Origin of the sequence: Leptospira sp. GIMC2001 (assembly GCF_028462125.1) — a bacterium.
In the GTDB taxonomy this organism is placed as follows: domain Bacteria; phylum Spirochaetota; class Leptospiria; order Leptospirales; family Leptospiraceae.
The window spans coordinates 2,139,679-2,164,269 of record NZ_CP115468.1; the positions used below are offsets into that span (position 1 = coordinate 2,139,679).

At 36.9% G+C, this 24,591-nt stretch carries 19 protein-coding genes and 1 tRNA gene; 10 read left to right on the forward strand and 10 right to left on the reverse strand.

Features of this window, described 5'->3' with window-relative positions; all coding sequences use genetic code 11:
- Positions 1-83 precede the first annotated feature (83 nt).
- Positions 84-3,779, reverse strand: a complete 3,696-nt coding sequence (locus O4O04_RS11490; protein WP_272531835.1) for a vitamin B12-dependent ribonucleotide reductase — start codon at positions 3,777-3,779, stop codon at positions 84-86.
- A gap of 188 nt (positions 3,780-3,967) precedes the next feature.
- On the opposite strand from O4O04_RS11490, the gene O4O04_RS11495 reads away from it, so the two are divergent.
- The 3 genes from O4O04_RS11495 to O4O04_RS11505 all read left to right on the forward strand — a co-directional run bounded on the left by O4O04_RS11495 (position 3,968) and on the right by O4O04_RS11505 (position 7,463).
- Positions 3,968-4,040, forward strand: a tRNA-Asn gene (locus O4O04_RS11495).
- A gap of 292 nt (positions 4,041-4,332) precedes the next feature.
- Positions 4,333-5,985, forward strand: a complete 1,653-nt coding sequence (locus tag O4O04_RS11500; protein WP_272531836.1) for an FAD-dependent oxidoreductase — start codon at positions 4,333-4,335, stop codon at positions 5,983-5,985.
- Positions 5,982-7,463 (forward strand): coproporphyrinogen-III oxidase family protein, encoded by a 1,482-nt coding sequence (locus tag O4O04_RS11505; protein WP_272531837.1) that lies wholly within the window; start codon positions 5,982-5,984, stop codon positions 7,461-7,463. The genes O4O04_RS11500 and O4O04_RS11505 overlap by 4 nt, the downstream gene beginning before the upstream one ends.
- A gap of 97 nt (positions 7,464-7,560) precedes the next feature.
- Here the strand turns inward: O4O04_RS11505 and O4O04_RS11510 are convergent, their stop codons facing one another.
- Positions 7,561-9,642, reverse strand: a complete 2,082-nt coding sequence (locus O4O04_RS11510) for a heterodisulfide reductase-related iron-sulfur binding cluster (RefSeq protein ID WP_272531838.1) — start codon at positions 9,640-9,642, stop codon at positions 7,561-7,563.
- Between the two features lie 113 nt (positions 9,643-9,755).
- Here O4O04_RS11510 and mqnC point away from each other — a divergent pair, with 113 nt between their 5' ends.
- Positions 9,756-10,859 (forward strand): cyclic dehypoxanthinyl futalosine synthase, encoded by a 1,104-nt coding sequence (gene mqnC / locus O4O04_RS11515; RefSeq protein ID WP_272531839.1) that lies wholly within the window; start codon positions 9,756-9,758, stop codon positions 10,857-10,859.
- Here the strand turns inward: mqnC and O4O04_RS11520 are convergent.
- The 3 genes from O4O04_RS11520 to O4O04_RS11530 form a co-directional block, all read right to left on the reverse strand.
- Entirely contained in the window at positions 10,854-12,059 is a 1,206-nt protein-coding gene (locus O4O04_RS11520; protein WP_272531840.1) for a GGDEF domain-containing protein, read from the reverse strand. The two genes, mqnC and O4O04_RS11520, sit on opposite strands and share 6 nt — an antisense overlap.
- 65 nt (positions 12,060-12,124) lie before the next feature.
- Complete coding sequence (locus O4O04_RS11525; protein ID WP_272531841.1) at positions 12,125-12,856, reverse strand: GerMN domain-containing protein; 732 nt, start codon at positions 12,854-12,856, stop codon at positions 12,125-12,127.
- A gap of 111 nt (positions 12,857-12,967) precedes the next feature.
- The gene (locus O4O04_RS11530) at positions 12,968-13,636 is read right to left on the reverse strand and encodes an HAD family hydrolase (RefSeq protein WP_272531842.1); all 669 of its coding nucleotides are present in this window, start codon (positions 13,634-13,636) and stop codon (positions 12,968-12,970) included.
- Between the two features lie 36 nt (positions 13,637-13,672).
- On the opposite strand from O4O04_RS11530, the gene O4O04_RS11535 reads away from it, so the two are divergent.
- Genes O4O04_RS11535 through O4O04_RS11545 form a run of 3 tightly spaced genes read left to right on the forward strand, consistent with a single transcriptional unit; the run spans position 13,673 to position 16,690 of the window.
- Positions 13,673-14,935 (forward strand): KamA family radical SAM protein, encoded by a 1,263-nt coding sequence (locus O4O04_RS11535; RefSeq protein ID WP_442915960.1) that lies wholly within the window; start codon positions 13,673-13,675, stop codon positions 14,933-14,935.
- Complete coding sequence (locus O4O04_RS11540) at positions 14,932-16,026, forward strand: D-alanine--D-alanine ligase family protein (protein ID WP_272531844.1); 1,095 nt, start codon at positions 14,932-14,934, stop codon at positions 16,024-16,026. Before O4O04_RS11535 ends, O4O04_RS11540 begins: the two co-directional genes overlap by 4 nt.
- A complete protein-coding gene (locus O4O04_RS11545) occupies positions 16,001-16,690 on the forward strand; it encodes an iron-containing redox enzyme family protein (protein WP_272531845.1) in 690 nt (229 codons plus the stop codon). The genes O4O04_RS11540 and O4O04_RS11545 overlap by 26 nt, the downstream gene beginning before the upstream one ends.
- Here the strand turns inward: O4O04_RS11545 and O4O04_RS11550 are convergent.
- Genes O4O04_RS11550 through bfr form a run of 4 tightly spaced genes read right to left on the reverse strand, consistent with a single transcriptional unit; the run spans position 16,670 to position 19,863 of the window.
- A complete protein-coding gene (locus tag O4O04_RS11550) occupies positions 16,670-17,014 on the reverse strand; it encodes a DCC1-like thiol-disulfide oxidoreductase family protein (RefSeq protein WP_272531846.1) in 345 nt (114 codons plus the stop codon). The two genes, O4O04_RS11545 and O4O04_RS11550, sit on opposite strands and share 21 nt — an antisense overlap.
- Positions 17,011-18,165 carry an acetylglutamate kinase gene (locus O4O04_RS11555; protein ID WP_272531847.1) on the reverse strand — a complete coding sequence of 385 codons (1,155 nt, stop codon included), beginning with the start codon at positions 18,163-18,165 and terminating at the stop codon, positions 17,011-17,013. Before O4O04_RS11555 ends, O4O04_RS11550 begins: the two co-directional genes overlap by 4 nt.
- Positions 18,147-19,433 (reverse strand): THUMP domain-containing class I SAM-dependent RNA methyltransferase, encoded by a 1,287-nt coding sequence (locus tag O4O04_RS11560; RefSeq protein WP_272531848.1) that lies wholly within the window; start codon positions 19,431-19,433, stop codon positions 18,147-18,149. Before O4O04_RS11560 ends, O4O04_RS11555 begins: the two co-directional genes overlap by 19 nt.
- On the reverse strand, positions 19,393-19,863 hold the full coding sequence (gene bfr, locus O4O04_RS11565) for a bacterioferritin (protein WP_272531850.1): 471 nt from the start codon (positions 19,861-19,863) through the stop codon (positions 19,393-19,395). Before bfr ends, O4O04_RS11560 begins: the two co-directional genes overlap by 41 nt.
- 60 nt (positions 19,864-19,923) lie before the next feature.
- On the opposite strand from bfr, the gene O4O04_RS11570 reads away from it, so the two are divergent.
- From O4O04_RS11570 to O4O04_RS11580, 3 genes are read left to right on the forward strand one after another with little or no spacing between them, the layout of a single operon-like run.
- Positions 19,924-21,033 (forward strand): thiolase family protein, encoded by a 1,110-nt coding sequence (locus O4O04_RS11570; RefSeq protein WP_272536082.1) that lies wholly within the window; start codon positions 19,924-19,926, stop codon positions 21,031-21,033.
- Entirely contained in the window at positions 21,030-22,112 is a 1,083-nt protein-coding gene (waaF, locus tag O4O04_RS11575) for a lipopolysaccharide heptosyltransferase II (protein WP_272531851.1), read from the forward strand. Before O4O04_RS11570 ends, waaF begins: the two co-directional genes overlap by 4 nt.
- Entirely contained in the window at positions 22,109-23,419 is a 1,311-nt protein-coding gene (locus tag O4O04_RS11580) for an aminopeptidase P N-terminal domain-containing protein (protein ID WP_442915891.1), read from the forward strand. Before waaF ends, O4O04_RS11580 begins: the two co-directional genes overlap by 4 nt.
- Here O4O04_RS11580 and O4O04_RS11585 read toward each other — a convergent pair.
- Positions 23,409-24,590 carry a M20 metallopeptidase family protein gene (locus tag O4O04_RS11585; RefSeq protein WP_272531852.1) on the reverse strand — a complete coding sequence of 394 codons (1,182 nt, stop codon included), beginning with the start codon at positions 24,588-24,590 and terminating at the stop codon, positions 23,409-23,411. The genes O4O04_RS11580 and O4O04_RS11585 overlap by 11 nt on opposite strands.
- Position 24,591 lies beyond the last annotated feature (1 nt).

Here is a 24,591-nt window from a genome sequence, read left to right on the forward strand (position 1 = left end):
ATATTTTTTTGACTGAATCAATTCGTAGCATAACATCTAAGTTAGGCTACGAATTGTATTGAGAGTTTTATTTTAGTCCAGACTTAGCTGCATCCAGTTGTAGATCCACAAGATTGACATTTAAGACAAGAACCATTCCTTACCATTTCGAAAGATCCACATTCTACACAAGAATCACCAGTATATCCTTTGGTTCTTGCTTCTTGTATGATTCTCATGGTGTCTTTTGTCGTCTTCAATTTTGTTTCTGCCAATGCTACAGCCGAGTTAACGGAGGCTAATGGTGAATCTTTGTATTCTTTATCAAGAGCACCAGAAATTGAAAGTGTTTTTACTTCTTGCATAACGGCAGCCGATGACTCAGTTGAGCTTTTAGTTTTCTCTGAAACAACAGCTTGCTTTGGCAATTCATCACGAGATGGATCATCTGGCAGAACTTGCGAAGATTTTCTTCCCACTTCATCTGCACGTAAATCTTCAGGACTCACTTGAGCTAAATCATATCGTCCCAAATAAGTCACGGCAAGTTCTCTGAATAGATAATCTATTACCGAAGTACTCATTTTTATATGCGGATTCCCAGAAACCATTCCATTTGGTTCGAATTTGAAAAATGTGAAAGCTTCAACAAATTCTTCTAACGGAACTCCATGCTGTAATCCCAAAGACACAGAAATAGCAAATGCATTCATCAAACTTCTAAATGCAGCACCTTCTTTATGCATATCAATGAAGATTTCTCCAATCTGTCCGTCTTCATATTCACCAGTTCGCAGATAGACCTTATGTCCACCGACCATAGCTTTTTGAGTATATCCTGCTCTTCGATTAGGAAGTCGACGTCTCTGAGATACATATTTATAGACAATTCTTTCTGCTACTTCTTTGGTATTCGTGGCAGCCGATGCTGTGTTCATTGGAAGCTCATCTTCCTCATCTGCAAAACTCAATAATTGAAATACTGAGTTTAGTGGTTGGGAAAGTTTCGATCCGTCTCGATACAATGCATTAGCCTTTACCATCATCTTCCAAGATTGGTAGTAAGCGTCTTTTATATCAGCCACTGTCGCATCTTCTGGGAGATTGATAGTTTTCGAAATCGCACCACTAATAAAAGGTTGGGCTGCCGCCATAACACGAATATGCGACCCATAAGATAAGAATCTCTTACCATATTTTCCACATTTGTTTGCACAATCAAAAACAGCTAAATCCTTTTCCTTCAAGAAAGGTGCATTCTCAACTGTCATAGTTCCACAAACATAATCGTTAGCTTGAGTAATTTCTTCTTCAGTAAAGCCTAATTTATTTAGGAGATTGAAATTTGGTTCGTTGTAGACCTCTGGACCGATTCCAAGATTTACTTTTAAGAAATCTTCACCAAGTGTAAATTTATTGAACGCAAATTGAATATCAAAAACAAAAGGTAAATCCTTTTCCAATTTATCAAGGATCTCATCAGTAAACCCTTTGGCTTTCAAATTCTGAGTGTTGATTCCCGGTGCACCTCTAAAAGTTGCATGTCCTTTGCAATAATTAACGATTGCTTCAATCTCACTCGCTGAATATCCTAACTTCTTCAATCCATATGGAACGGATTGATTGATAATTTTGAAATAACCACCACCAGCCAGTTTTTTGAATTTAACTAAAGCAAAGTCAGGTTCAATTCCAGTAGTATCACAATCCATAACCAATCCAATCGTGCCAGTCGGTGCGATAACTGTAACTTGTGCGTTCCGATAACCGTGTTCTTCACCTAACTTAACTGCAAGGTCTGAATCCTGTCTTGCAGCATTGAGTAAATAAGATGGGCAATAGGCTGGATCAATTCCGATTGGTGTAATAGTAAGTTTTTCGTATTCCTCGCGAGGAGCATTGTATGCGGCTCTTCTATGATTGCGCATAACGCGAAGCATATGGCTTTTATTCTTTTTGTATCCGTCAAAAGCTCCCAATTCTTTTGCCATTTCCGCTGAAGTCGCATAGGCTGTCATATGCATGATGGACGTGATCGCACCTGTGATAGCCATCGATTCCTTGGAATCATAAGGAATTCCCATTACCATAAGAAGAGAACCAAGATTCGCATAACCCAATCCTAAAGTTCTAAACTTATAAGAAAGTTCAGCTATTTCTTTGGAAGGAAATTGCGCCATAGTAACAGAAATTTCAAGAATGATTGTCCAGATTTTGCAGAGGTAGCGGAAATCTTCAACTTGGAAAGTTCCATCTTCATGATTTATGAATTTTTGAAGATTCGCAGAAGCTAAGTTACATGCCGTATTATCCAAGAACATATATTCGGAGCAAGGATTGGATGCTTTGATCTCTCCATCTTCTGGACATGTATGCCATTCATTGATTGTAGAGTGATACTGAGTTCCTGGATCTGCAGAAGCCCAAGCAGAATAAGCAATTTTCTCCCAAAGGTCTCTTGCTCGAAGAGTTCTGGTCGGTTTTGACTCTCGATTCTCTTTTGCAGATTTTTCTAATTCTGTTCGATTGTATAGATGCCAATTTTCGTCCTTATCGACCGCATCCATAAAGGAATTAGGAATTCGAACGGAATTATTGCTATTCTGTCCAGATACTGTATTGTATGCATCGGACTGCCAATCGGTTGTCAATTCATCGAATAAGATTTCTTTGAACCCTTGTTTCGCTAGATCGATAACTCTTTTGATGTAGTTGTCAGGCACGAAAGATTTTTTTGCAATTTTGATAGCTTTTTTGAGTCTAGGGTTTTCCAAAGGAACAAATCGGCTGTCTTCTGTTAGAGGCTTTCCTTCATCTGAAATATAGCAAGCCTGCATGATATCATTGAGTAAGCGGTTATTGATTACTGATCCAGTTACGAGAGATGCAACTTTTTTCTCTTCTTCCACTTTCCAATTGATAAATTCTTCAATATCAGGATGATCTAAATCCAAACAGACCATCTTTGCTGCACGTCTTGTAGTTCCACCAGACTTGATTGCGCCAGCTGCCCGATCTCCAATTTTCAGAAAACTCATAAGTCCGGAGCTTTTGCCACCGCCAGACAGAGGTTCATCTACACCTCGCAAATTGGAAAAATTGGTTCCTGTTCCTGATCCATATTTAAATAATCGCGCTTCACGAACCCAAAGATCCATGATTCCGCCTTCGTTTACAAGATCATCATCCACACTTTGGATAAAACAAGCGTGTGGCTGAGGATGCTCATAGGAAGATGCAGATTTAGTCAATTTTCCTGATTTAGGATCTACATAAAAATGTCCTTGTGATTTGCCGTCGATTCCATACGCCCAATGCAATCCCGTATTAAACCATTGAGGTGAATTGGGAGCTGCCATTTGGTTTGCGAGCATGAAGATAACCTCTTCATAGAAGCATCTGGCACTTTCATCATCGGAAAAGTAGCCGTGTTTTTTGCCCCAATAAGTCCAGCAACCAGCCAACCTATGAAAAACTTGTCTTGAATCTCCTTCTCCCGTGAATCGATCTTCTGGAGCCAGAGAATTCAGCTTCTCTTCATCTGGAACGGATCTCTGTAGCCATTCTGGAATTCCTTCTTCAGCTACTTTCTTCAAATATTTTGGGATTCCTTTTCTTCGGAAGTATTTCTGTGCTAAAATATCTGTTGCGACTTGCGACCAAGAGTCGGGAACAGCAACATCTTTCGCTTCGAAGACAACGGAACCATCTGGATTAGCAATTTTGGAATTTCTTTTTGTCCAGTTGATGCCTGGGTATGTTTCAGTATGATTTTTTGTAAAGTGACGTTCAAGTTTCATGGGCGAGAAAAGCTCCGATTTCAAGATAGATGGAATTATGTCACTATGATCTAAACCTAATTAGTTTCACCAAAAAAATCTTGGCTCTACGCACAAAATTACAATTTCCTTTAGAAAAAATCAACCCAATCTAATAGATTTTGCCTTGTCATTTTTAGCCCGTCCAAGACTCTGGCAATTGCTGACAATCCCCTTTAGCTCAGTTGGTAGAGCAAATGACTGTTAATCATTGGGTCGCTGGTTCGAGCCCAGCAGGGGGAGCAGCTTTTTTTCCCGCAAGATGGCTTATTCTAGCTTTCTAAATCAACTTTTTCTCCCTGACTAAGATTTATTTCGAGTGCATAAATTGCAAAATGCACCGGGCGATGAATCAATTGCTGAGATTTTTCCCTCAATGTCTTAGAATTTTACTCAATTTATCATTCATAATTTCTTTTTCTATCATGTTGAAGAAAGATTTCATTACTCAGAATAGTATAAGAAAATACAATTTATTGATTGATAAAATTTGCTTATTCTTAAACTGTTTTGCATCACAGAGTAAAGAATCATTATGAAAAAAAATAGAATCATCATAGTCGGTGGCGCTTTGGCGGGTCCAGTAGCGGCTTCAAGAGCAAGAGAGATTGACGAAAATGCAGAAATTATCCTGCTTGAACGAAATACTCGAGTAAGCTACGCACTTGCCGGTTTATCCTTTTATTTAAGTGAAGATGTAAAGAGCTTAGAGGATCTCAATCGCGAAAGAGAAGACTTCTTCAAATCGGTCTATAATATTGATGTTCTAACTAAGACAGAAGTAATTTCGCTGAATCGAAAATCCAAAACACTTCTGATTCGCAATTCCGAAACAGAAAAAACCCTCGAATATGATCGCTTAATTTTTGCAACGGGTGCTGGCTCCCTAAAACCCGCAAACCTTCCTGATATAGAAAACTTTCGTTATTTTCGAACTCTCGATGACCTTGATGCGATTCAGAAAAATTTAATCAATGGAGCAAATCGATTTATCGTTCTTGGTGGTGGTTCAATGGGACTTGAAGCAACGGATGGACTCGTTCGTGGCGGAGGTAAGGTAACATTGATAGAAAAGAACGAACATATTCTTCCTCATTTTAGTAAAAATATTGCAAGCCTCGCTGAACACTCACTTAAGTCACAAGTGGATCTCATCTGCGGCTATCGAGAAATTGAATTCAAAACGCAGAATCGCAAATTGGTAGCTGTGATTGTTGATGGAAAAGAAATCGAAACTGATTTCCTTGTCTGTGCAATTGGAGTTCGTCCAAGAACAGAGCTACTCGCTGAGTCAGGATTGAAATTGAATCCGGACGGATCGATCCCAATTGATAAAAATTGTCGAACAACAGATAAGAATATTTATGCGTGCAGTATTTGCGTGAGCCTTCCAGAATCATTTAGTTCATCTGGATGGATTCCACAAGCTGCAATCGCTGATAAAACAGCTCAGGTGGCAGGAGCCAATGCTGTTGGTCTCGGTTTAGAAATAGGCAAATTCACAGGTTCTATGATAGTTCGTCTCCCCAACACAGAAGTTGGACGAGTTGGATTATCCGAAGATGATATTCGCAATAAATATAAAAAGGGAAAATGGGACAAAGTTTTCATTCAAGCCAATAATATTGAATCTTATATGCCCAATGCATCTCCAATTTTTCTTGAGATTTTCTATAAGAAAGGAAGTTGCAAAATATTAGGACTAGAAGCGATCGGCAGAGATATTAAATCTAGGCTGGATTCTTGTGCTGTTGCGATTCAAGCAGGTATGAATTTGGAAGAGCTATCTCAAGTGGATTTCTCCTATTCACCTGCATTCGGAACATCTAGAGATGCATTGAATGTGGTTTCCACAGTTGCAATGTTTGGTGAACTCAAACTAACTGATTGGATCGAACCGCAAAAAATTATTAACAGCAGAAATAATTATTTTATTGTTGATGTTGGCGTCCAAGAATCTCAAAATAAAATTGCGGATTTCTATCTTAAATTGGAAGATCTACGTTCCAATATTCAGACTTTGATTGAAGCATACAACCAATCCAAAGCAACTGAGATTGCTATCATCAGTAATTCAGGAAGAAGAGGTCATCTTGCACTTAGAATCTTAGACTCGTATGGTCTAAAAGTTAAAAATGTTGCCGGTGGATTCACACTTTTTTCTGCTTTGGAGAAATCTGGCAGATGACTTGGGTAGAGCCAGATTCTTCTGACCAAGTAAAATATGATCCGCAAGAAGTTTTTGAAGCAGGCGAACTCAACCATCATATTTCCAATACTGCTTATCCAATTGCACATGCAATAACATGGAAGCCCTATCGTGTCCGTCTCGAACAACATTTACAGACCGTAGTGAAATCTTTCGAGAACCTAACGGATATTTCATTATATACTCATATACCATTTTGTGAAAAGCGTTGTTACTTCTGTGAATACACAGTTGTTGGAAAGGATGAACTGAGCGAAACTAAGAAATACATGGACTATCTCCGAAAGGAATTGGAGAATTATAGCAATATTTTAGGACGAAAGCGAATTCTTGGATTTGATATTGGAGGAGGAACTCCTTCCTTTGTCGATTCCAAATTGCTAGCAAATCATATTGATGATGTATCTCGTTTTTTTGATTTAGATAAAGATACAGAAATCAGTATTGAGACCACGCCAAAAATCGCAAGTGATGATATAGCAAAATTAAAGGATTACCGTAGCTCAGGAATCAAAAGAATTAGTATGGGTATTCAAGTCACTCAGCCAGATCTATTAAAAATACTCGGCAGATCTGCAAATGGACTAGACCATATCTTCAAAGCAACAGAGAATATTCGCAAAGTAAATTTCAATAAATTCAATATTGATCTTATGTATGGATTTGCGGATCAGACTCTTGAGAGTTGGGAATCTACTCTGAAGGTAGCGATGCAACTCGATCCTGATTATATAACTCTTTATCGTATGAGATATAAATTGACTCGGATCTCCGATCAAGCTTCTAGAATTGAGCTAAGTAAAATTCGACAGATGGCTGATCTCGCTAAGAATTTTTTATCAGCTAATGGTTATTATGCCAATCCTGGCAAAAACACCTATTCAATAATTAACAATGACACAGGAACTAGTAGCTATCTTACTCGTAGGGTAATTCAAGGATTCCCCTATCTAGGACTGGGTTTGGGCGCACAAACATTTACTGATACAACCATTTCTTACAATAGCGGTTCCGTGGGAAAAAATCTAAATCCATACTTCAAAAAGATCGATGATGGTTTACTGCCGATTCAAGACCTCTACAATCTTCCACTCGCGCATATGATGTCGAAGATGATTGCTGTAAGTTTTTATTTTGGCGAAATCAATTTGGAAAGTTTTTACAATAAATTTCATATCAGACTAGAGGATGCTTATACAGATTCTGTCAATTATGCGCTGGAACACGGATTAATGGAATATACGAATAGTATAAACGGATTGGAAATATTAGGAAATGATCACGGAACAAATAGAAGCCAATGCTTGTCACTTACACCCAAGGGTGCTAAGCATTTCAATGGAACTATTGCGCTTTTCTTCGCAAGCAGTATTCAAAAATATCTAATTGAACGAGATCCGACAAAAGCTCAAGATATGGCAATCAATCAAAAACTCGCAGTTAAGATCTCAGCATAAAAAAAGGAAGGGCAATCCCTTCCTGTGACATTTTGAAATTTAGTTGGCTTGCGGAGAATAAACCCCCGCAGCCTTAAAATTTTTTAGAATCAGTGAATTAAGTTAGATTCTCGGCTACCAATTCAGCGATATCTTTCACTTTGATCATATCCACTTTCTCTTCTGATTTGACACCATCAGTGATCATGGTAATGCAGAAAGGGCAGGCAGTTGCAATTGTTGTTGCACCAGTGTCGATCAATTGTTTTGTTCGTTTCACGTTTACACGATCATTGTTTTGCTCTTCCATCCACATCTGAGCTCCACCGGCTCCACAACATAGACCTTTTGTTTTGTTGTCTACAGCTTCAACTAGCTTGCCACCAGACACTTTTTTGACCAAGTCCCTTGGGTTCTCGTAGTTGTCATTGTATCTACCTAAATAGCAAGAATCATGATATGTGTATTTTCCTGAATTGGCATCTTCAGCAACTGTTACATCGATCTTCTTTTCTTTTGCCAATTGATTGATATAATCAGAATGGTGCATCACTTCATAGTTACCACCGAACTGAGGATATTCATTCTTGATTGTATTGTAACAATGAGGACAAGCAGTTACGATCTTCTTAACATTGTATCCATTCATTGTGTCAATATTTTGTTGAGCTAGAGTCTGGTAGAGATATTCATTTCCACCTCTTCTTGCGGAATCTCCAGAACAACCTTCTTCTGTTCCCAAGATTCCAAAGTTCACTTCAGCTTTTTGTAGAATTTTCACAAAAGATTTGGTAATAGATTTATTTCTTTCATCGAAAGCACCAGCACATCCAACCCAATAGAGAAGATCCACATTGGAATCTTCTGCCATGGTTTTTACACCTAGGCCTTCTGCCCAATCTGCTCTAGTATGCGCTCCAACTCCCCAAGGGTTAGAGTTGTTTTCCATTTTTGTGAAGGCACCTTGTAATTCAGGACTCATCTTTGTCTCAACTTGAACTAGATGTCTTCTCATCTCAATAATGGCATTCACTTGGTTGTTGCCAACTGGGCAAGCTTCAACGCAAGCATAACAAGTTGTACAACCCCAGAGTGCTTCCTCAGACAATCCTTCGTATGTATTGATTACGCCCGTATCTAAGGCAGCCACTGCATCCGCTGCTTCTTCTTTGGTTTTACCTGCGGAAACATTGTCTACTTCTACCATTTTTTCTAGTAGGGCATGCTTCAACTCAACAATAATGGCTTTAGGATTCAGAACCTTTCCAGTTCTATTGGCCGGACACTGAACTTGGCATCTTCCACATTCAATACAAGAAAGACCATCCAAAAGGTTAGGCCAAGGAAAATCTTCAACTCGGTTCGATCCCCAAACTCCAGTCTCATCCTCCAAATTCATCTTAGATAGAGCGCCTTTAGGAGTATCCGTTGCGAAAAAATAGTTCACAGGAGCAAATATTAAATGCGCATGTTTCGAAGTTGGAACATACAACATGAATGCAAATACAGTTAGGATATGACCCCACCACATTACTTGAAATGCAATATCTGCTCGGTCATAATCAACCCCAATGGACTTCCAAAGACTTCCGAGACCCGCCGCAATAAAATCTGCATCTGCTACATTATATACGCTCGCTACAGATTTAGCACCTTCGCCAAGAATAGTGCTGATCATCAGAGTGGAAATCATTCCAATTACAATAGCAGAAGCTGGCGAATGAACATCTAGACCATGAGCCTTTTGTATCCATCGTCTCCAGGCAAAAAATCCCAATCCAATAAGAACAAGAATGGAAACAAAGTTTAAAATTGCTGTATACGTATGTTCCAGATCTTCCGAGATGAGCGATCCAATGAGAGTAAAAGAATAGGGATCATCCATTCCCCAACCAAAAATTCCCGCAACCATCTGGCTTGAAGTATGAATAAGATAGACGATAAATCCATAGAAAATAAAGGCATGCATGATTCCGCGAAGCGGTTCTTTGAAGTTTTTCTTTTGCAAGAGAACATTTTCGACAAAAGACTTAATTCTGAAGCCAAGATTGAGATTGGTTCTTGCATCCTCATTGAACCTCGCTTCTCTTGCACGGAACACAAGTCCAAGACGATAAACGATTGCGCGGACGAACACAAAATTGGCTACCGCGAATAAGATAATGAATAATACATGGAAAATAATTCTGGAAACTTCCATTGGTATGGGTACCCTTCTTTCTAATTTTACTGAGACCAGCGTAATTCAATGTACGATCGTGTCGATAAAATTATTTCCAGTCTAACTTAATACATGAACTTAGAGGATTTCAAATGCATATAAATAGTTTCCATTATGAGAAAGATTCTCAATCAGATCGTATCTTAATGGAGGCATCTGAAGGAAAAAGAATTTCCCCAGAAGAAGCACTTCTTCTCTATAAAGATGCAGATTATCTGAAAGTTATGTCTGTTGCTCGGGGATTAAGAGAAAAAATCCTAAGTCATGAATATGCAAGTTATACTATGTTTCGAGTAGTAAACTATACTAACTACTGTAATGTGGAATGTAGTTTTTGTTCTTTTATGGACGAAATCGGAAGTGGAAAAGGATACAATCTTAGTAAAGATGAGATCATCGAGAAAATGGATTATGCTGTGGATATGGGAGCAGATCAGATTTTTCTTCAAGGAGGAGTCAATCCAGATCTTCCTTATGAATATTACACAGGCGTTATCAAAGCTGTTCGAGCCAAATATCCGAATATGCATATACGAGCATTTTCACCCGTTGAAATTATAAACTTAGAAAAAATCACCGGCAAATCTCTAAAAGAAGTTTTAATTGAACTCAAAGAAATCGGTTTGGATTCTGTTCCCGGAGCCGGGGCTGAAATACTGACAGAGAGAATGCGCAATATTATCTCTCCTAAGAAAGCGAGTGCTGATGAATGGATTAGAGCGATGGAAACTTGTCATGAGAACGGACTTCCAGGAAGTGCAAATATTGTCATTGGATCGGAAGAAACTCCTGAAGAAATCATAGAACATCTCAGTCTGATTCGAAATCTTCAAGATCGCACAGGCGGATTTCTATCTTTTATTCCTTGGACTTTTCAACCACAGACTAAACGTTTCAAAATTCGGCATGTGCCAACTCATGAATATCTGAAAGTTTTAGGAATATCTAGAATCTTCTTGGATAATATATCGCATATTGAGACATCGGTCATGGTGCTTGGAAAAGGAGTCGGAGAGCTTGCTCTATTTGCTGGTGCGGATGATATATCAAGTGTTGTGATTGAAGAAAACGTACTAAGATCATTTGGTCTAAAAACAGAAAAGGAAGCAGTAAAATTTCTAAAGTCTGCCGGATTTGAACCTAAACGAAGAGATCTATTCTACAACTATGATCGTTACAAAGACTATGCTTTATAAAAAGTCCTTATCCAAGAAAACAACTTTGTTTCGAACTTCCATTTTGGCTTTGTACAGAGCTTCATCTATGCTATGATATAACACATCAAAATTCTTAACTTTATTGGGATCCACAAGAATCGCTCCAATACTTGCGGTGAATTTATGCGTAGATTCATTGTTGTAAACTTTCATAGGATAATTTTCAATTTCGGTTCGAATTTTCTCGGATAGAACAGCTAACTCTGATCTGGTGATTTTGCCCGTAATCAAACAAAATTCATCACCACCAATTCGTGCAGCTATATCCGTTTTATTTATATTCTTCAGAAATATCTCAGAAAATTGTAGGATGACTCTGTCGCCTTGAATATGTCCATATTTATCATTGATTTTTTTTAGGTAGTCCAAATCCAAAATAATCAAACCAAAATTGTAAGCATCACGTTTTGCTTCTTCGACGCGGATTGGAAAAGATTCCAATAAAAATCTTCTATTGTAGAGTGATGTTAGCGAGTCCTGGTGTGAAAGAATGCGGATTTTATCATTGGTAATCTTGAGATTTTTTAAAGTTCTCTTCAATCTTTCATTAGATCGAAAGTCTTCAAATCTCCAATAATTGATCATCGTATTGGCTACAAATCCGATAAAAGTGAGAAATAATGAATTTAGAACATTTTGATTCACGACCTGGGAACTGATTCCAAATTCGGTACTAATATTCGTAATCAATGGTATGAGAATAAAAATATATGCAAGTGATACGAGTCCGATTCGCATCGGTTCCATCCAGAGGATAATACTGCACGCAAGCAAAATCACACTCGATCCGATTAGATAGTAAAAATGATTGCCTGGATCAAATTGGATCAATGGAACATGCAAAAACAATAGAATCAATAATAAACCCGAGAGATAATTTCCGAAATTTCGGTTGATAATGACCAATCTTTTTCGAAGAATTAGATAAGTGACCAGAGGAAGAATTATAAAGCAAAAACGAATGGCAACTACTTTATGCCTAATCATATCATCTAAGATATGACGATCTATCAAAAATATATTTACTAAACTGGAAATACTGAGTAAACTTGTAACGATTAATATTGAATCACGAATGTCTACGCTATTTGATCTTATAAAACCAGTTCGAAAGTATTGAAAAAATAGATACCGAAATCGATTCCAATACCTTTTGATTAAATACTGATTTTTACTCAATTTTTTCTAGCCTTCTAAAACCTTTAATACCAGGATTTAGACATTTAAGCAAGGTGGCAAGCCTTTCACAATGTAGTAACTCGTCTGTCTCTTTTACTCAAAACAATTGGAACTGGAATTCCATCTCCACCCAAACTTGTTACTTTTTTCTGATCAAGCGTAAACTGTATTCCGCGAATTGAGGATATTCCAATCAAAGAAAAAGCGATCTGATCCATTCGATCTTTTAAAATTTCAGGACCTGCACCATATTCAAAACTTCCACCAAGATCAATTTTTAAAATTCCATTTTCCAATTTATACGATTTCGCATAACTAAAATTTGTGGGCAAAGCATTCAGAACGCCTTTTTCTTTTTCTTCAGCTGATGGACCTTTTTTTAACTCCGACAAAGTAAACTCAATTGGATCAGCTCCTTTGGGAAGTTTGCGTGGAACTTTCACCAATCTCGATTCAGCTTTATTATCGGATCCAAAGAATTTGATAAAATATATATTCACATGAGAACTTGCAACCGCAGATGAGTCGTCTATTACTGGAATTTCGTCTTCTTCTACAAGCGCATTCAATTCCTTTACCGCTACATCTTCATCATCCCAGATTGGCTTATAATCGGTCTCTTCAATAGGGATTGGTTTTGGAATTTCTTGATTAGGAATTTCATCCAATGTATTCTTGGATTTTCCTAAATTCCTAAATTCCGAGAATCCTTTTGTCCAATCCTTACCCAAAGAAAAATTATCTTGTGCCTGATTCACAACTTGAGAAGGGTCCAGATGCTGGATTTTTGGTGTCATAGACTTCTCAAGTAATACGAGCACGAAAAGAATACCTGATAACAGGTAGACTAATGATTTAGATTTATCTGGCTGGTTAGGAGGACCCACACTAAATGTATCGGATCGTTTCTATTTTTGAGAAAGTACGATTTTTTTTAAATCACTAGGAGTTTTTAAAGCAAAATCGTAACTTGGAATCTCGTTGGGTTCCGCATGCCCGTATTCACAGAAAGCAAATGGGGTTAAGGCAACCTGAGCTGCTTCCCAATCTGAATGCCTGTCTCCGACCATTAGTATTTGTTTTGATTCCAAATTATAGACATCCAAATAATGCAACAGTATATCGCCTTTCACTTTACGTTGTTCATTGTCGAGCACGACGATTGGCAAGAAGTATTGCAAAACATCCAATTTTCTCAAAATGGCTTCAACATAGGCATAGCGTCCATTCGAACATGCAGCTATTCGAAATCCTTGATTGTGTAGCTCAGAAATCGTCTCAGCGATTCCATCATAAAATTTACCACGTCCAGAAAGTATTTTTTCAACAAGCAATGACAAAACACGATCAGAAATTTGGTCTCTTCCTTGCTCATGTAGATCTGGAAGCAGGTTTCTAAAAATCGTTTTAACGGGTTTTCCAATCTCAGCCATTATCCGTTCATGAGATGGCAATTGGATATTTTCTCCAGACTTTTGCGAGTATTCCGAAACAGAATCTAAGTAAGTTTCGAGAATAATGTCTTCCGATGAGAAAACAGTGCCATCAATATCTAGTGCAAGAATTTCAAATCTCATTGATATACAGGATTTTGCATTTGTCGAATTTCAGCACTGAAAAAACCTTATTCTATGCTGGATAATAAGGAAGAAAAATCAAGGATTCAAACGAATCGAGATAAACTCGCTTCCATTTCTGAAAATTCAAATTATCAATTCCAGCTAAAGAATCGAATAGGATCGAGCGATCTAAAAAATTATTTTCTGCTTACTGAATCGGAAGAAAAAGGAATCAAAGAAACTATTCGGCTCAATGTGAGTTCAACTCCTTATTATATCCTACTATCTGATCCATTTGATCCGAATTGTCCGATCAGAAGAATGATCGTTCCAACAGAAACAGAAATTTTTATATCTCAAGAAGAATCAGCTGATCCTCTGAATGAGGAAGATTTATCTCCAGTTCCTGGTCTCACTTGTATGTATCCTGATCGAGCATTGCTTTTTGCAAATCATGAATGCAGTGTGTATTGCAGACATTGTATGCGCGGAAGAAAAGTGTCAGATAATAAAGAGCGCATGGATCACGAAGCATTATCGAAATGCTTTGATTATTTGAGAAGCCATCCAGAAATTACCGATGTAGTTGTGTCAGGTGGAGATCCTTTAAATCTCTCTGATTCAAAAATAGATTGGATATTAGGTGAACTGGAATCTATTGAATCAGTTCAGATCTGTAGATTAGGAACAAGAAATCCTGTAACAAATCCAATGAGAATCACCAAAGAACTATGTGAAATTATTGAAAAACGAAATTCCGATCAATTGTCAATTTTTTGTAATACTCAATTCAACCATCCGAAAGAATGCACAAAGGATGCAGAAGACGCAATTCTAAGAATATTGAAAGCTGGCGTGAGCGTTGGTAATCAAACCGTAATTTTGAAAGGTATCAATGATTCCGGGGAAGTTATGCTGGAATTGCATAAAAAACTTTTAAAAATGAGAGTGAGAGCCTATTATATGTATGATCCAGAAATTCTGCCTGGTTCAAGGGGTTTTCGCACACCATTACATAAAGGAATTGAGATCATTGAATATATGCGTGGCAAAATCAGTGGAATGGGAATTCCTCATTTTGTAAATGATCTACCTGGCGGTGGAGGCAAAATCACACTCTCACCCAATTGGTATCTCGGTTACCATAAAGAATCCAAACGCCATCTTTTTCGTTCCGCAGCTCACGGAACATACCATTTATCTCCTGAACCTTTGGATTCTGAATATGAAAATTCATACCAAGAAGTTGATATCAGATTATGGAATGAAGTCTCGCCAACTGCAAGACATGTAAATAGTAAAAGCAAAAATAAATGAATCCAAACAAATCAAACGATTCCCAAATTCAATGCCTGCTAGCCTGTGATATCTATCCTAAGGATAACAAGGAATCTAAGAATATTGGAACTCAGGAGTGGGAAAGTATTGAGAGCATTGAATATCTTTCTTCTACGATAGAAAAACTGGGATATCAATCTTATATCATTGATTCACCAAAAAATCTGATTCATAGACTGAATCATATAAATTTGAATCAAAGAAATAAAACAATTATATGGAACCTAGTTGAAGGTTACCAAAGTAGAAACCGCGAGAGCTACATTCCATCTATAGCAGAATACCTAGGTATCTGTCATACGGGAAGTGATTCCTATGCGCAGGCAATTTGCCTAGATAAATCATTGACAAAACAAAAAGCTCAAGCGATTGGAATTCCAATCGCTGAAGAATTAGGAATTCTTACACTTTCTTCCCAAGGATCGGAAATAGATAGGATCATTGAATCAGGAAAACTTTGGAACGGAAAGGGCAACGATCAAAATTTTAAAACATGGTTTGCTAAACCCAACGGCGAAGGTTCAGGTTTGGGTGTTGGCCAAGAGAGCATTATCAAGCAAGTTTCAGATTTGAAATTCTACATCAAAAAGTATTCTGAATCATTCCGAGAAATTTTGATCGAAGAATATCTCGAAGGCAATGAGTATAGCGTTGCTATGCTTGAGACAAGCTTTGGTAAATGGGAAATTTGTTCTGCTTTGATCCAATATCCCGATGTAGTTTATGGTGAAGAAGTGAAAAGAAAGGATTGCATGCCAGAAACTTTTCTGTTGGAGTTTGATAAATCAAAGAAAAAAGCCATCGAGCAAATGAGTCTAGAATTTGTTATGGCAATGGGCATAGAAGGATACGCAAGGCTTGATTTTCGTGATGACCATGCGGGCAATGTAAAATTTCTTGAAGCAAACATCACTCCAGGACTTTCTAAATTTTATAGCCTTTTGCCTAAAATGTTTGAATCATCTCTTTTAAATTATGAATCAATCATACAAAATATAATCACCACTGCGCTAGAGAACTTTTCAAGAAAGCCAAGGTACAATTATGGAAAACACCATCACAATAACTAACAAATTGATCGATCAAGTAAAAGGGCATTCCATATTAAAAAATGAATGGTTGAGATCTAGGCAAGATTCAATTTCTTTGTTCGATATGAAATTATGGCTGAGCCAAGAATATTTGGTTTCCATTGCCTTCGTAAACTGGTTTCTTATTGCTGCGACGAAAACGAACGATCAGTCCGCAAAAATAATCTTGGTTCAAAATATCTGGGAAGAGTTAGGGGAAGGCGATCTAAATAATACTCACGTTAGAATCCTAGATGATTTTCTCAATGAATTGGGATTGACTTTTGATCTGAGAACCCAACTAGAAGAAACCAAAGCCTACTTATATAGAATGGAAGAAATTGTAAATTATTCATTTTTTCATGCTTTGGGCGCTTTGGGTCCAGCCAATGAGTATTTGCTAAAGCTCGAATATTTTGAGATGAGTCGGATCTATGATATTCTCAAACGAAATATTTATGAATCAAAGAATGTGATTTTACCAGAACCAAAATTTTTTCAAGTAAACCTAGATGCAGATGAAGGGCATTCAAAAAGACTATTTGATTTGATAGAAAAAATGGCTGTCGATCACGAAAAAAGAAAATTCGTGGAAGAGGGCAATCAATGGGCATTGGATGCTCGAGAAATTTTTTACAAGGGATTACTCACGATTTCGAATTGATTTCAATAAATACATAACACCCATACCAATGAATGGGACAAGTGGAAGATAAAGAATCCAAAAAAAATATTTATATATCTTCAAAGACTGAGAAAGTTTTCGAACTGCAAAAAAACCGGGATATCGTTTTGAATTTTTGATAAACTGTACATTGCCCTCGCATAAATCTTTATTTAGATTTGGATGAATCTTTGCGAGTTCCAAATCATCCAGATTACGAAAAGATCGAAATTCAACTTGCTTATCCTCACAGCGTATTTCTAGACTTGACGCAAGTCCTGTACAAAACTCACAATTTCCATCATAGAGAAAAAGATGTTTCATGAAATAGATACCAAATCTTCTGGGAGATTTTCTAGATAGTGAATGATTTCAGATATTCTCTCAGGTTTTTCTCCGATCCAATAATACACCCAATCTCCAGTTTTATGCAATCCATCCGCTTCCTTAGCATACCACTTTGTTATAGAATTGTATTTTTTAGCTCTCCAAAAAAAGTTAGGATAGATTTCGCGCATTCTATCCCAAATATCACGACCTATACCCTCACCACGAGCGATCTCATCAACTGCAAATTTGGAAAGTAAAATTCCTATCGGTGTTGCAACCATCAATGCACAAGCTTTGTATTCAGATTCTAAAATGATCTTCACAATTTTTTGATCAAAAAAATTGGGTTTAATTGCCTTTCGAAAAGACGCCTCAACCAAATTTTTGAGTTTCGGCATTTCTACTTGATCTAAACTATCTAAAATATGAATCTGACTTCCTCGCTTAACTAATGTTCCACTACCTTTTACAGTAAATAATTCTTTTAGTAAAAGGGCTGGTGAAGTTATAGATACCGTGAATTTTAATTTATTGTTTAATAGAAATATATCTTTTATAAAAGTTAATAACTTTGAATCATTTTTTCCTAAGCCTGAATCATGGATTAGTTTATCAAAATCTCTTTGAAGACTAATAATAGAATAGTTGCCCGCATCATTTCTCTTTCTTATTCCTGAATTAGAATTGAGAATAATTAATTTATTGGATTCGAGAATTCTCAAAACCTCACTAATCTTTTCAAATCCATTAGTTTCATCTTCTTCATTAAGAATTATCGGAATTTTGTGATCGGATATGCATTGAACAACTTTTGATTTTAAATCGCCAGACATCCGAATCAATTGCATTGGTACAAATTTCTCTGTATTCTTATGTTCTGAATCAGTTATGCCTTGATATAAAAAAGTTTTAATATAACTTGGAATTGACGAATGTAAGTAGACAACTGGATACAATTCTAGGCTATGCAATACTTTTAAATCATATAGTAAAAGATTCCAAGATTCATAAATCGATTCAGCTGTCGGGTAAACTAGTCCAAATTTCCAAGGTTCTAAAGATCGAAAAAATTCTAAATACCGAACACCATCTGTTCTCTCTTCTGTAACTTCAAGAAGTTTGGTTATTATTTCTCGGGTTTCCATTCGATCGTGTATCTAACCATTTTTGATTTTATTTGCGAATTTTTTAGACCCATCTCTGCATCTTTTTTTAGTTTTAAATAACCCAATAATGATGAATCACCTGTAATTAAACAGAGTTTTGTATTAGGAAAGGAATCCTTAAGAGTACGTCCTATAAAAGAATAGACCTCGCTTGCTTCTTCTCTTGTGCCCATTCTTTTGCCAAATGGGGGATCTGTTACAATCCAGATCGGTTCTTCTTTAGGATTCTTGCGATCCAAAATATGATTGAGATCATTGAGATCACCATATTCAAAATGAATCAGATCTAAGACACCAGCTTTTTTGGCATCTGTTTTTGCTTGTCTCAATGCATCTTCAGATAAATCCAATCCGATTAAAACGGGAAAGTTAGAGCTTTGCATTAGATCTTCAGATTCGATTTTCTGTTTTGGTCGATCAGTATCATTATTCAATAATTTAGATCCAGAATTCGATTTGGATTTTAAATCTAGATCATCAATTTCGTTTGGAAATAAATTTTTGAATACATAGGATTTCTTAAGTCGGTCTAGATTTCTCGCTTTTCCATTTTTGATATGCAGAGCAGCTTCAATAAGAATTGTCCCTTGCCCACAAAATGGATCAATCAATGGAGATTTTTTATCCCATTCCGAGAAATTCAGAATCGCAGAAGCTAGATTTTCCCTGAGCGTTGCATCGCCAACCGATCCTTTGTATCCTCGTTTGGTCAGACTCAACGGATCTAACAAAATTTCAACTTTCGCATGATCCATGTAAGATCTTAGTAAGATTCCTAAATCAGCATCATCTCTCTGGACATCAGGAATGGGTTTCTCGATTTTTCTAAATCGATCCAGTATTCCATCTTTCAGACGATACATCGCAAAACGTGAATCGGGAAGGCAATCTTTTGTTTTAGAATCAAGTCGAAAACTAACTCTTGGTCCTAGGAAATCTTCCCAAGGGAAAGATATAGTTTCATTATAAAGATCATCATAATCGCGAATTTTCCAATCGGCGATTGTAAAACCGATCCTTGAACTCACTTCTGTGGAAATAAAAAATTGAAAAAGTTGATGAGCTTTTCCTTTGAAAAAAACTCCACCTCGATTCTGAGATGTAATCTTGAGGTTATGAGATTGAATTTCTGCAACCAAAAGGTTAGCAAGTCCATCACTGCAGGCAGCATGGAATTCTAACTCTTCTGGTCGAAAAAATTGAAATTTACTCGCCGAGTTTTTCTGCGAGGAATCGTTCGATTCCAATATCTGAGATGATGGATTGTTGGGTTTCGATCCAGTCGATATGCTCTTCCTCGGATACGAGGATTTTTTCGAGAAGTTCACGAGTTCCATTGTCATGAGAGGCTACGCAAATGTCTATTCCCTTATTCAATCGATCCACTGCAGCATATTCCAATGACAAATCATGTTCCAAAATCTCAGGAAAGTTTTTTCCAACTTTGATAACCATATATTTCTGAAGATCAGGAACGCCATTTAAATAGAGAATTCTATCTATAATTGCATCTGCATGCTTCATTTCCTCGATAGACTCATGCTTCAAAAAATCAGCAATTTTTAGATAACCCCAATTTTTACATAACTTTGCATGAATAAAATATTGATTGATTGCTGTAAGCTCTGCGCATAAAACATCTGCGAGAACAGTTAATACCTCTTGTTTTCCTTTCATAAAAACCCTCCGACTTCATGGTAAATTGTTTTCTCAAGACATGCAATCTATTTTATTGGAATTATGCCTGAGGTATACATCCATGCTCCAAAAATGAGTCAATTTGGTAAGCATTCAACAACTGTACTTGAACTGAGTCTCAATACTGCAAAAAAATCTCTCAGTGAATTCCAAAATCATAAAATCGAATTTCTAATTTTCACATCCTTCTGTCCGGAAAATTACACTGGAGAATACCATATCCCGAATCGAATTGCCGAAGGTCTTGGATTAACAGAAATATTCTGCTTAAGATCGGAGACGGCTTCAAGTAGTGGAGCAAGTGCATTTCATCTAGCATGCAATCTAATCGAATCGGGAAGGTTTGAATCTGGGATGGTTGTTGCAACGGAAATCATGTCTAAGCTTGATCGGGAGGCAAATAATTTATTGCTTGGAAAAGTTCTATCACCGAAACAAATTTCCCTCGGAATGTCGATGGCACAAGGTGGTGCATTAGTAGCAAATCGATATATGCATGAATTCGGATATACCAAAAAAGATCTATTCGCGCTGTCGAAAAAATTACATGATAATGGTTGCCATAATCCAAATGCACAAATTCAAAAAAATATTTCATGGGAAAACTATTCAAAATCTCCTATGATTGCTTCCCCTCTATGTCTATATGATATTTCACCTCTATCTGATGGATCTGTTTCATTAATTGTTTCCAAGAATAAAAGCAAAGTAAAAGTTAGAGGGCTTGGATATGGAACAGCTGCTGTCGATTCATCAATTATCAATAATTCTTTTCCTGCTTCCAATTTAGCATTTGATAAAGCATACAAAGATGCAAAACTAAATCCAAAAGATATTAGAGTCGCTGAACTACATGATGCTTTTACAATATTTGAAATAATCGGAATGGAAGATAGCGGGATGTTTGAAAAAGGAAAAGGACTTAAATCAGTTGTAAACGGAGAAACCCATCCGGACAATCGACTTCCGATCAATCCGTCCGGTGGCTTAAAATCTAGAGGTCATCCCGTAGGTGCATCTGGACTCGCTCAAATAGCTGAAATTATACGATTCTGGAATAAACGTCCAGAATTAAATATTGGATTAACTCATTCCATAGGTGGACTTGCAACAAATAACTTTGTTACCATTTTGGAACATTTATCATGAAACAAGCATATCAAAATATACTTATAATACAAACTGCCTTTTTGGGTGATCTAATTCTGACGACTCCCTTCGTTCACCAGGTGAAGAAGCTGTATCCCAATTCGAAGATAACCATTGTGGTTAATCAAGGAACCGCAAGTGTATTAGAAGGTAATCCAGATTTGGATCAAATACTTCAGCTCGATAAGAAAAGAGCAAAGAAAAGTGTAAGCTACTTTGTAAGATTTGCTTATGAACTCAGGAAAAAGAAATTTGATTTAGTATTGAGTCCACATTTTTCCTTTCGATCAAGTCTGCTGTCCTGGTTAACCAAAGCAAAAGTTAGAATTGGCTACAAACAGGCAGGTTTTTCTTTTCTATATACAAAAAAGGTGAACCGTCCGCTGCAAGGAATGCATGAAGTGGATAAATTATTTTCTTTGATTTATGATAATACAATTGAATTCCCAAAAGGACGGGAGAGAAGACCTTATCTATATCCTAAGTCCGAAGATATAAACTTCGTCAATAGTTTATTATCCAAAGATATACAGGATTTTATTCTCATTTCGCCATCTTCTCTTTGGGAGACAAAAAGATATCCTTCTTCTGGATTCATAGAACTCAGCAAAATCATTTTGGAAAGAACCAATCTGGCAATTGTGCTAAGTGGATCTCCAAGTGATTTAGAATTAACTAATTCAATTTACGAATCTGTCATCGAATCAAAACCGAAATGGAAAGAAAGACTTCTGAATCTGGCTTGCAAAACAAATCTAATTCAACTTGCTGGATTGATTTCAAAAAGTAAAATTATTGTATCTAATGATTCGTCTCCAATTCATTATGCCTCAGCATTTAATATTCCTACATTGATGATTTATGGTGCAACGATTCCTGAATTTGGATATTCAACCTTAGTCGAAAATCAGGAAATAGCGGAGATAACTGGACTTGATTGCAGACCTTGTGGCATTCACGGAGGACGAATCTGTCCCGAAAAACATTTTAGATGTATGCTAGATCAAGATCCAAAAACCCTCTTTTCGAAAATTGAAAATATTCTAAATAGAATCTACAATAAAAGTGAGAAATTATGAAAGAAATAGACTATTCTGTTTTCCAACAAAGAATTAAAAAAGTTCAATCAAAACTCGAGTCCGATGATTTACTTATTTTATTTGCAGCTTCTCATAAAATTAGAAATCGAGATGTTGAATATAAATTCAGACAAGATTCAGACTTTTACTATCTAACTGGAATCGAAGAACATGATTCAATACTCGTTTTAAGCAAAAACTATTCATGTATGTTCTGTCTTCCGAAGAATAAGGACGAGGAAATTTGGACAGGGATACGCTTAGGTAGAGCAAAAATAAAAAAATACCTTAATTTAGATGAGGCTTTCGATATTAGTGAATGGGAGAAAACCTTACCCAATTTATTAAGCAATAAAATTAGATTATTCTATTTCTTTGGTAAGAACAGCATTCGTGATACAGAAATTATTCAAGCCGTAGAAAAAGTTTCTTCTCGTTCAAGAGATGGCAAATTTGGTCCAGAAAAAATTGAGCAGCCGAGTTTCTTACACGAGATGAGATTGATCAAGACACAAGAAGAAATCCAAATCCTTAAAGAAGCAGCGAGAATTACTTTTCTCGGACATAGTCAGCTTTTCAATGAAGCAAAGGCTGGAATGATGGAATATGAATTGGAAGGAATTCTTGAGAAAGCATATCTCTCCGAAGGAGCTTGGGGTGGGGGATATGGACATATTGTAGCTAGCGGTAAAAATGCATGCATATTACATTATGTATCCAACAATGCAATGCTGAAAAATGGTGATATTGTGTTAGTTGATAGCGGAGCAGAAATCAAAAACTATACTGCGGACGTTACCCGTTGTTTTCCTGTTAGCAATAAATTCTCGGATGCACAAGCACATATTTACCAACTTGTTCTAGCAGCGCAGAAAAATGCAATCTCTATGGTTCAATCTGGGCGTCCATTTTACGATATTCAAAATGTAACGATTCGGTTTTTTGTCGATTGTCTAATTGATCTAGGTATATTAGAAGGATCCATTGATAAGAATATTGAATCGGGCGAATACAAACGATTCTACATGCATAAAATCGGCCATTATCTAGGAATGGATGTTCATGATGTGGGTAAATACTATATCCAAGGCAAAAATCGAGCGTTGGTTGATGGAATGATAGTCACAATTGAACCAGGTCTGTATTTTGATCCAGATGATAAAACTATACCGAAAGAGTTCAGGGGAATTGGAATTCGAATTGAAGATGATATTTTGGTATCTGGTAAGAAGCCAATCAATCTAACTGAAGCGATACCAAAAGAATTATCTGATATCGAAGAGATTAGAGCCTTCGCTAATTCTTAAGATAATTCCAAATTGCTTTCTTTAATATAGAAAGGCCATAGATCATTGCATCCTCATCAAAATCGAAAAAGCTGCTATGATGAGAATGTGTAAACCCTTTGCTTGGATTCCTCGAACCAACAAAAAAATAACAACCTGGTACCTTCATAAGAAATGCAGAAAAATCCTCTCCACCCATTGTTCTTGTATTTTCTTCTGTAAGGGAATCTTCACCTAATACCTCTATTACGGACTTGCGAACAAGATCAGCCATGTTCGAATCATTGATTGTAGGTTTATCAATTCTTGTATAAGTCCATTCAATCTCAGCACCAAAACCGGAAGCAATATTTCTTACCAATTTTTCTATTTTTTCTGGAACGGACTCATATACAGATTTAGAGAAAGTTCGAACAGTTCCTGTTAAAGTTGCCGTTTCTGGAATCACGTTAAAAGCATTACCACTATGGAAAGAACCGACAGTGACAACGCAAGAGTCCAACGGATCAGTATTTCTAGATACAATTGTCTGAAGTGCAGTAACTATATGAGATCCTACAACGATCGGGTCAACTGTATGTTGAGGCATAGCGCCGTGGCCACTGATTCCTTTGATCTTGATTTCAAATTGATCAACCGAAGCCATCATAGTTCCATTGACCACTCCGACTCGACCGATATCTATATGATTCCAAACATGTAGAGCAAGACAGGCATCCACATTGTATTTTTCTAATATTCCTGCCTCAATCATTCGATCCGCACCACTTCCGCCTTCTTCAGCAGGTTGGAAAACTAACAAAACACGACCTTGTGGAATTATAGATTTCAAATCTTCATGTAAGTCCGATGCTAAACCCATGAGGATAGAAGTATGTCCATCATGACCGCAGGCATGCATAATTCCTTCATGGGTTGATTTATAATATACATTATTCTCTTCAAAAATGGGAAGTGCGTCCATGTCAGCACGAACCAGTAGGGTCTTGCCTGGTTTTCCTGAATCAATCAAACAAACGATGCCAGTCTCAGCAATACCACCTTCATAAGTAAAATTTAAAGTAGTTAAGTGTTTTTCAACAAACTTTGCAGTCTGGACTTCTTCGTATTTTAATTCCGGATGCTTGTGAATGGTTCGTCGATTCGATACCATTTCCTGATATCTCTGATCGGATACTAAATTAGATAACATG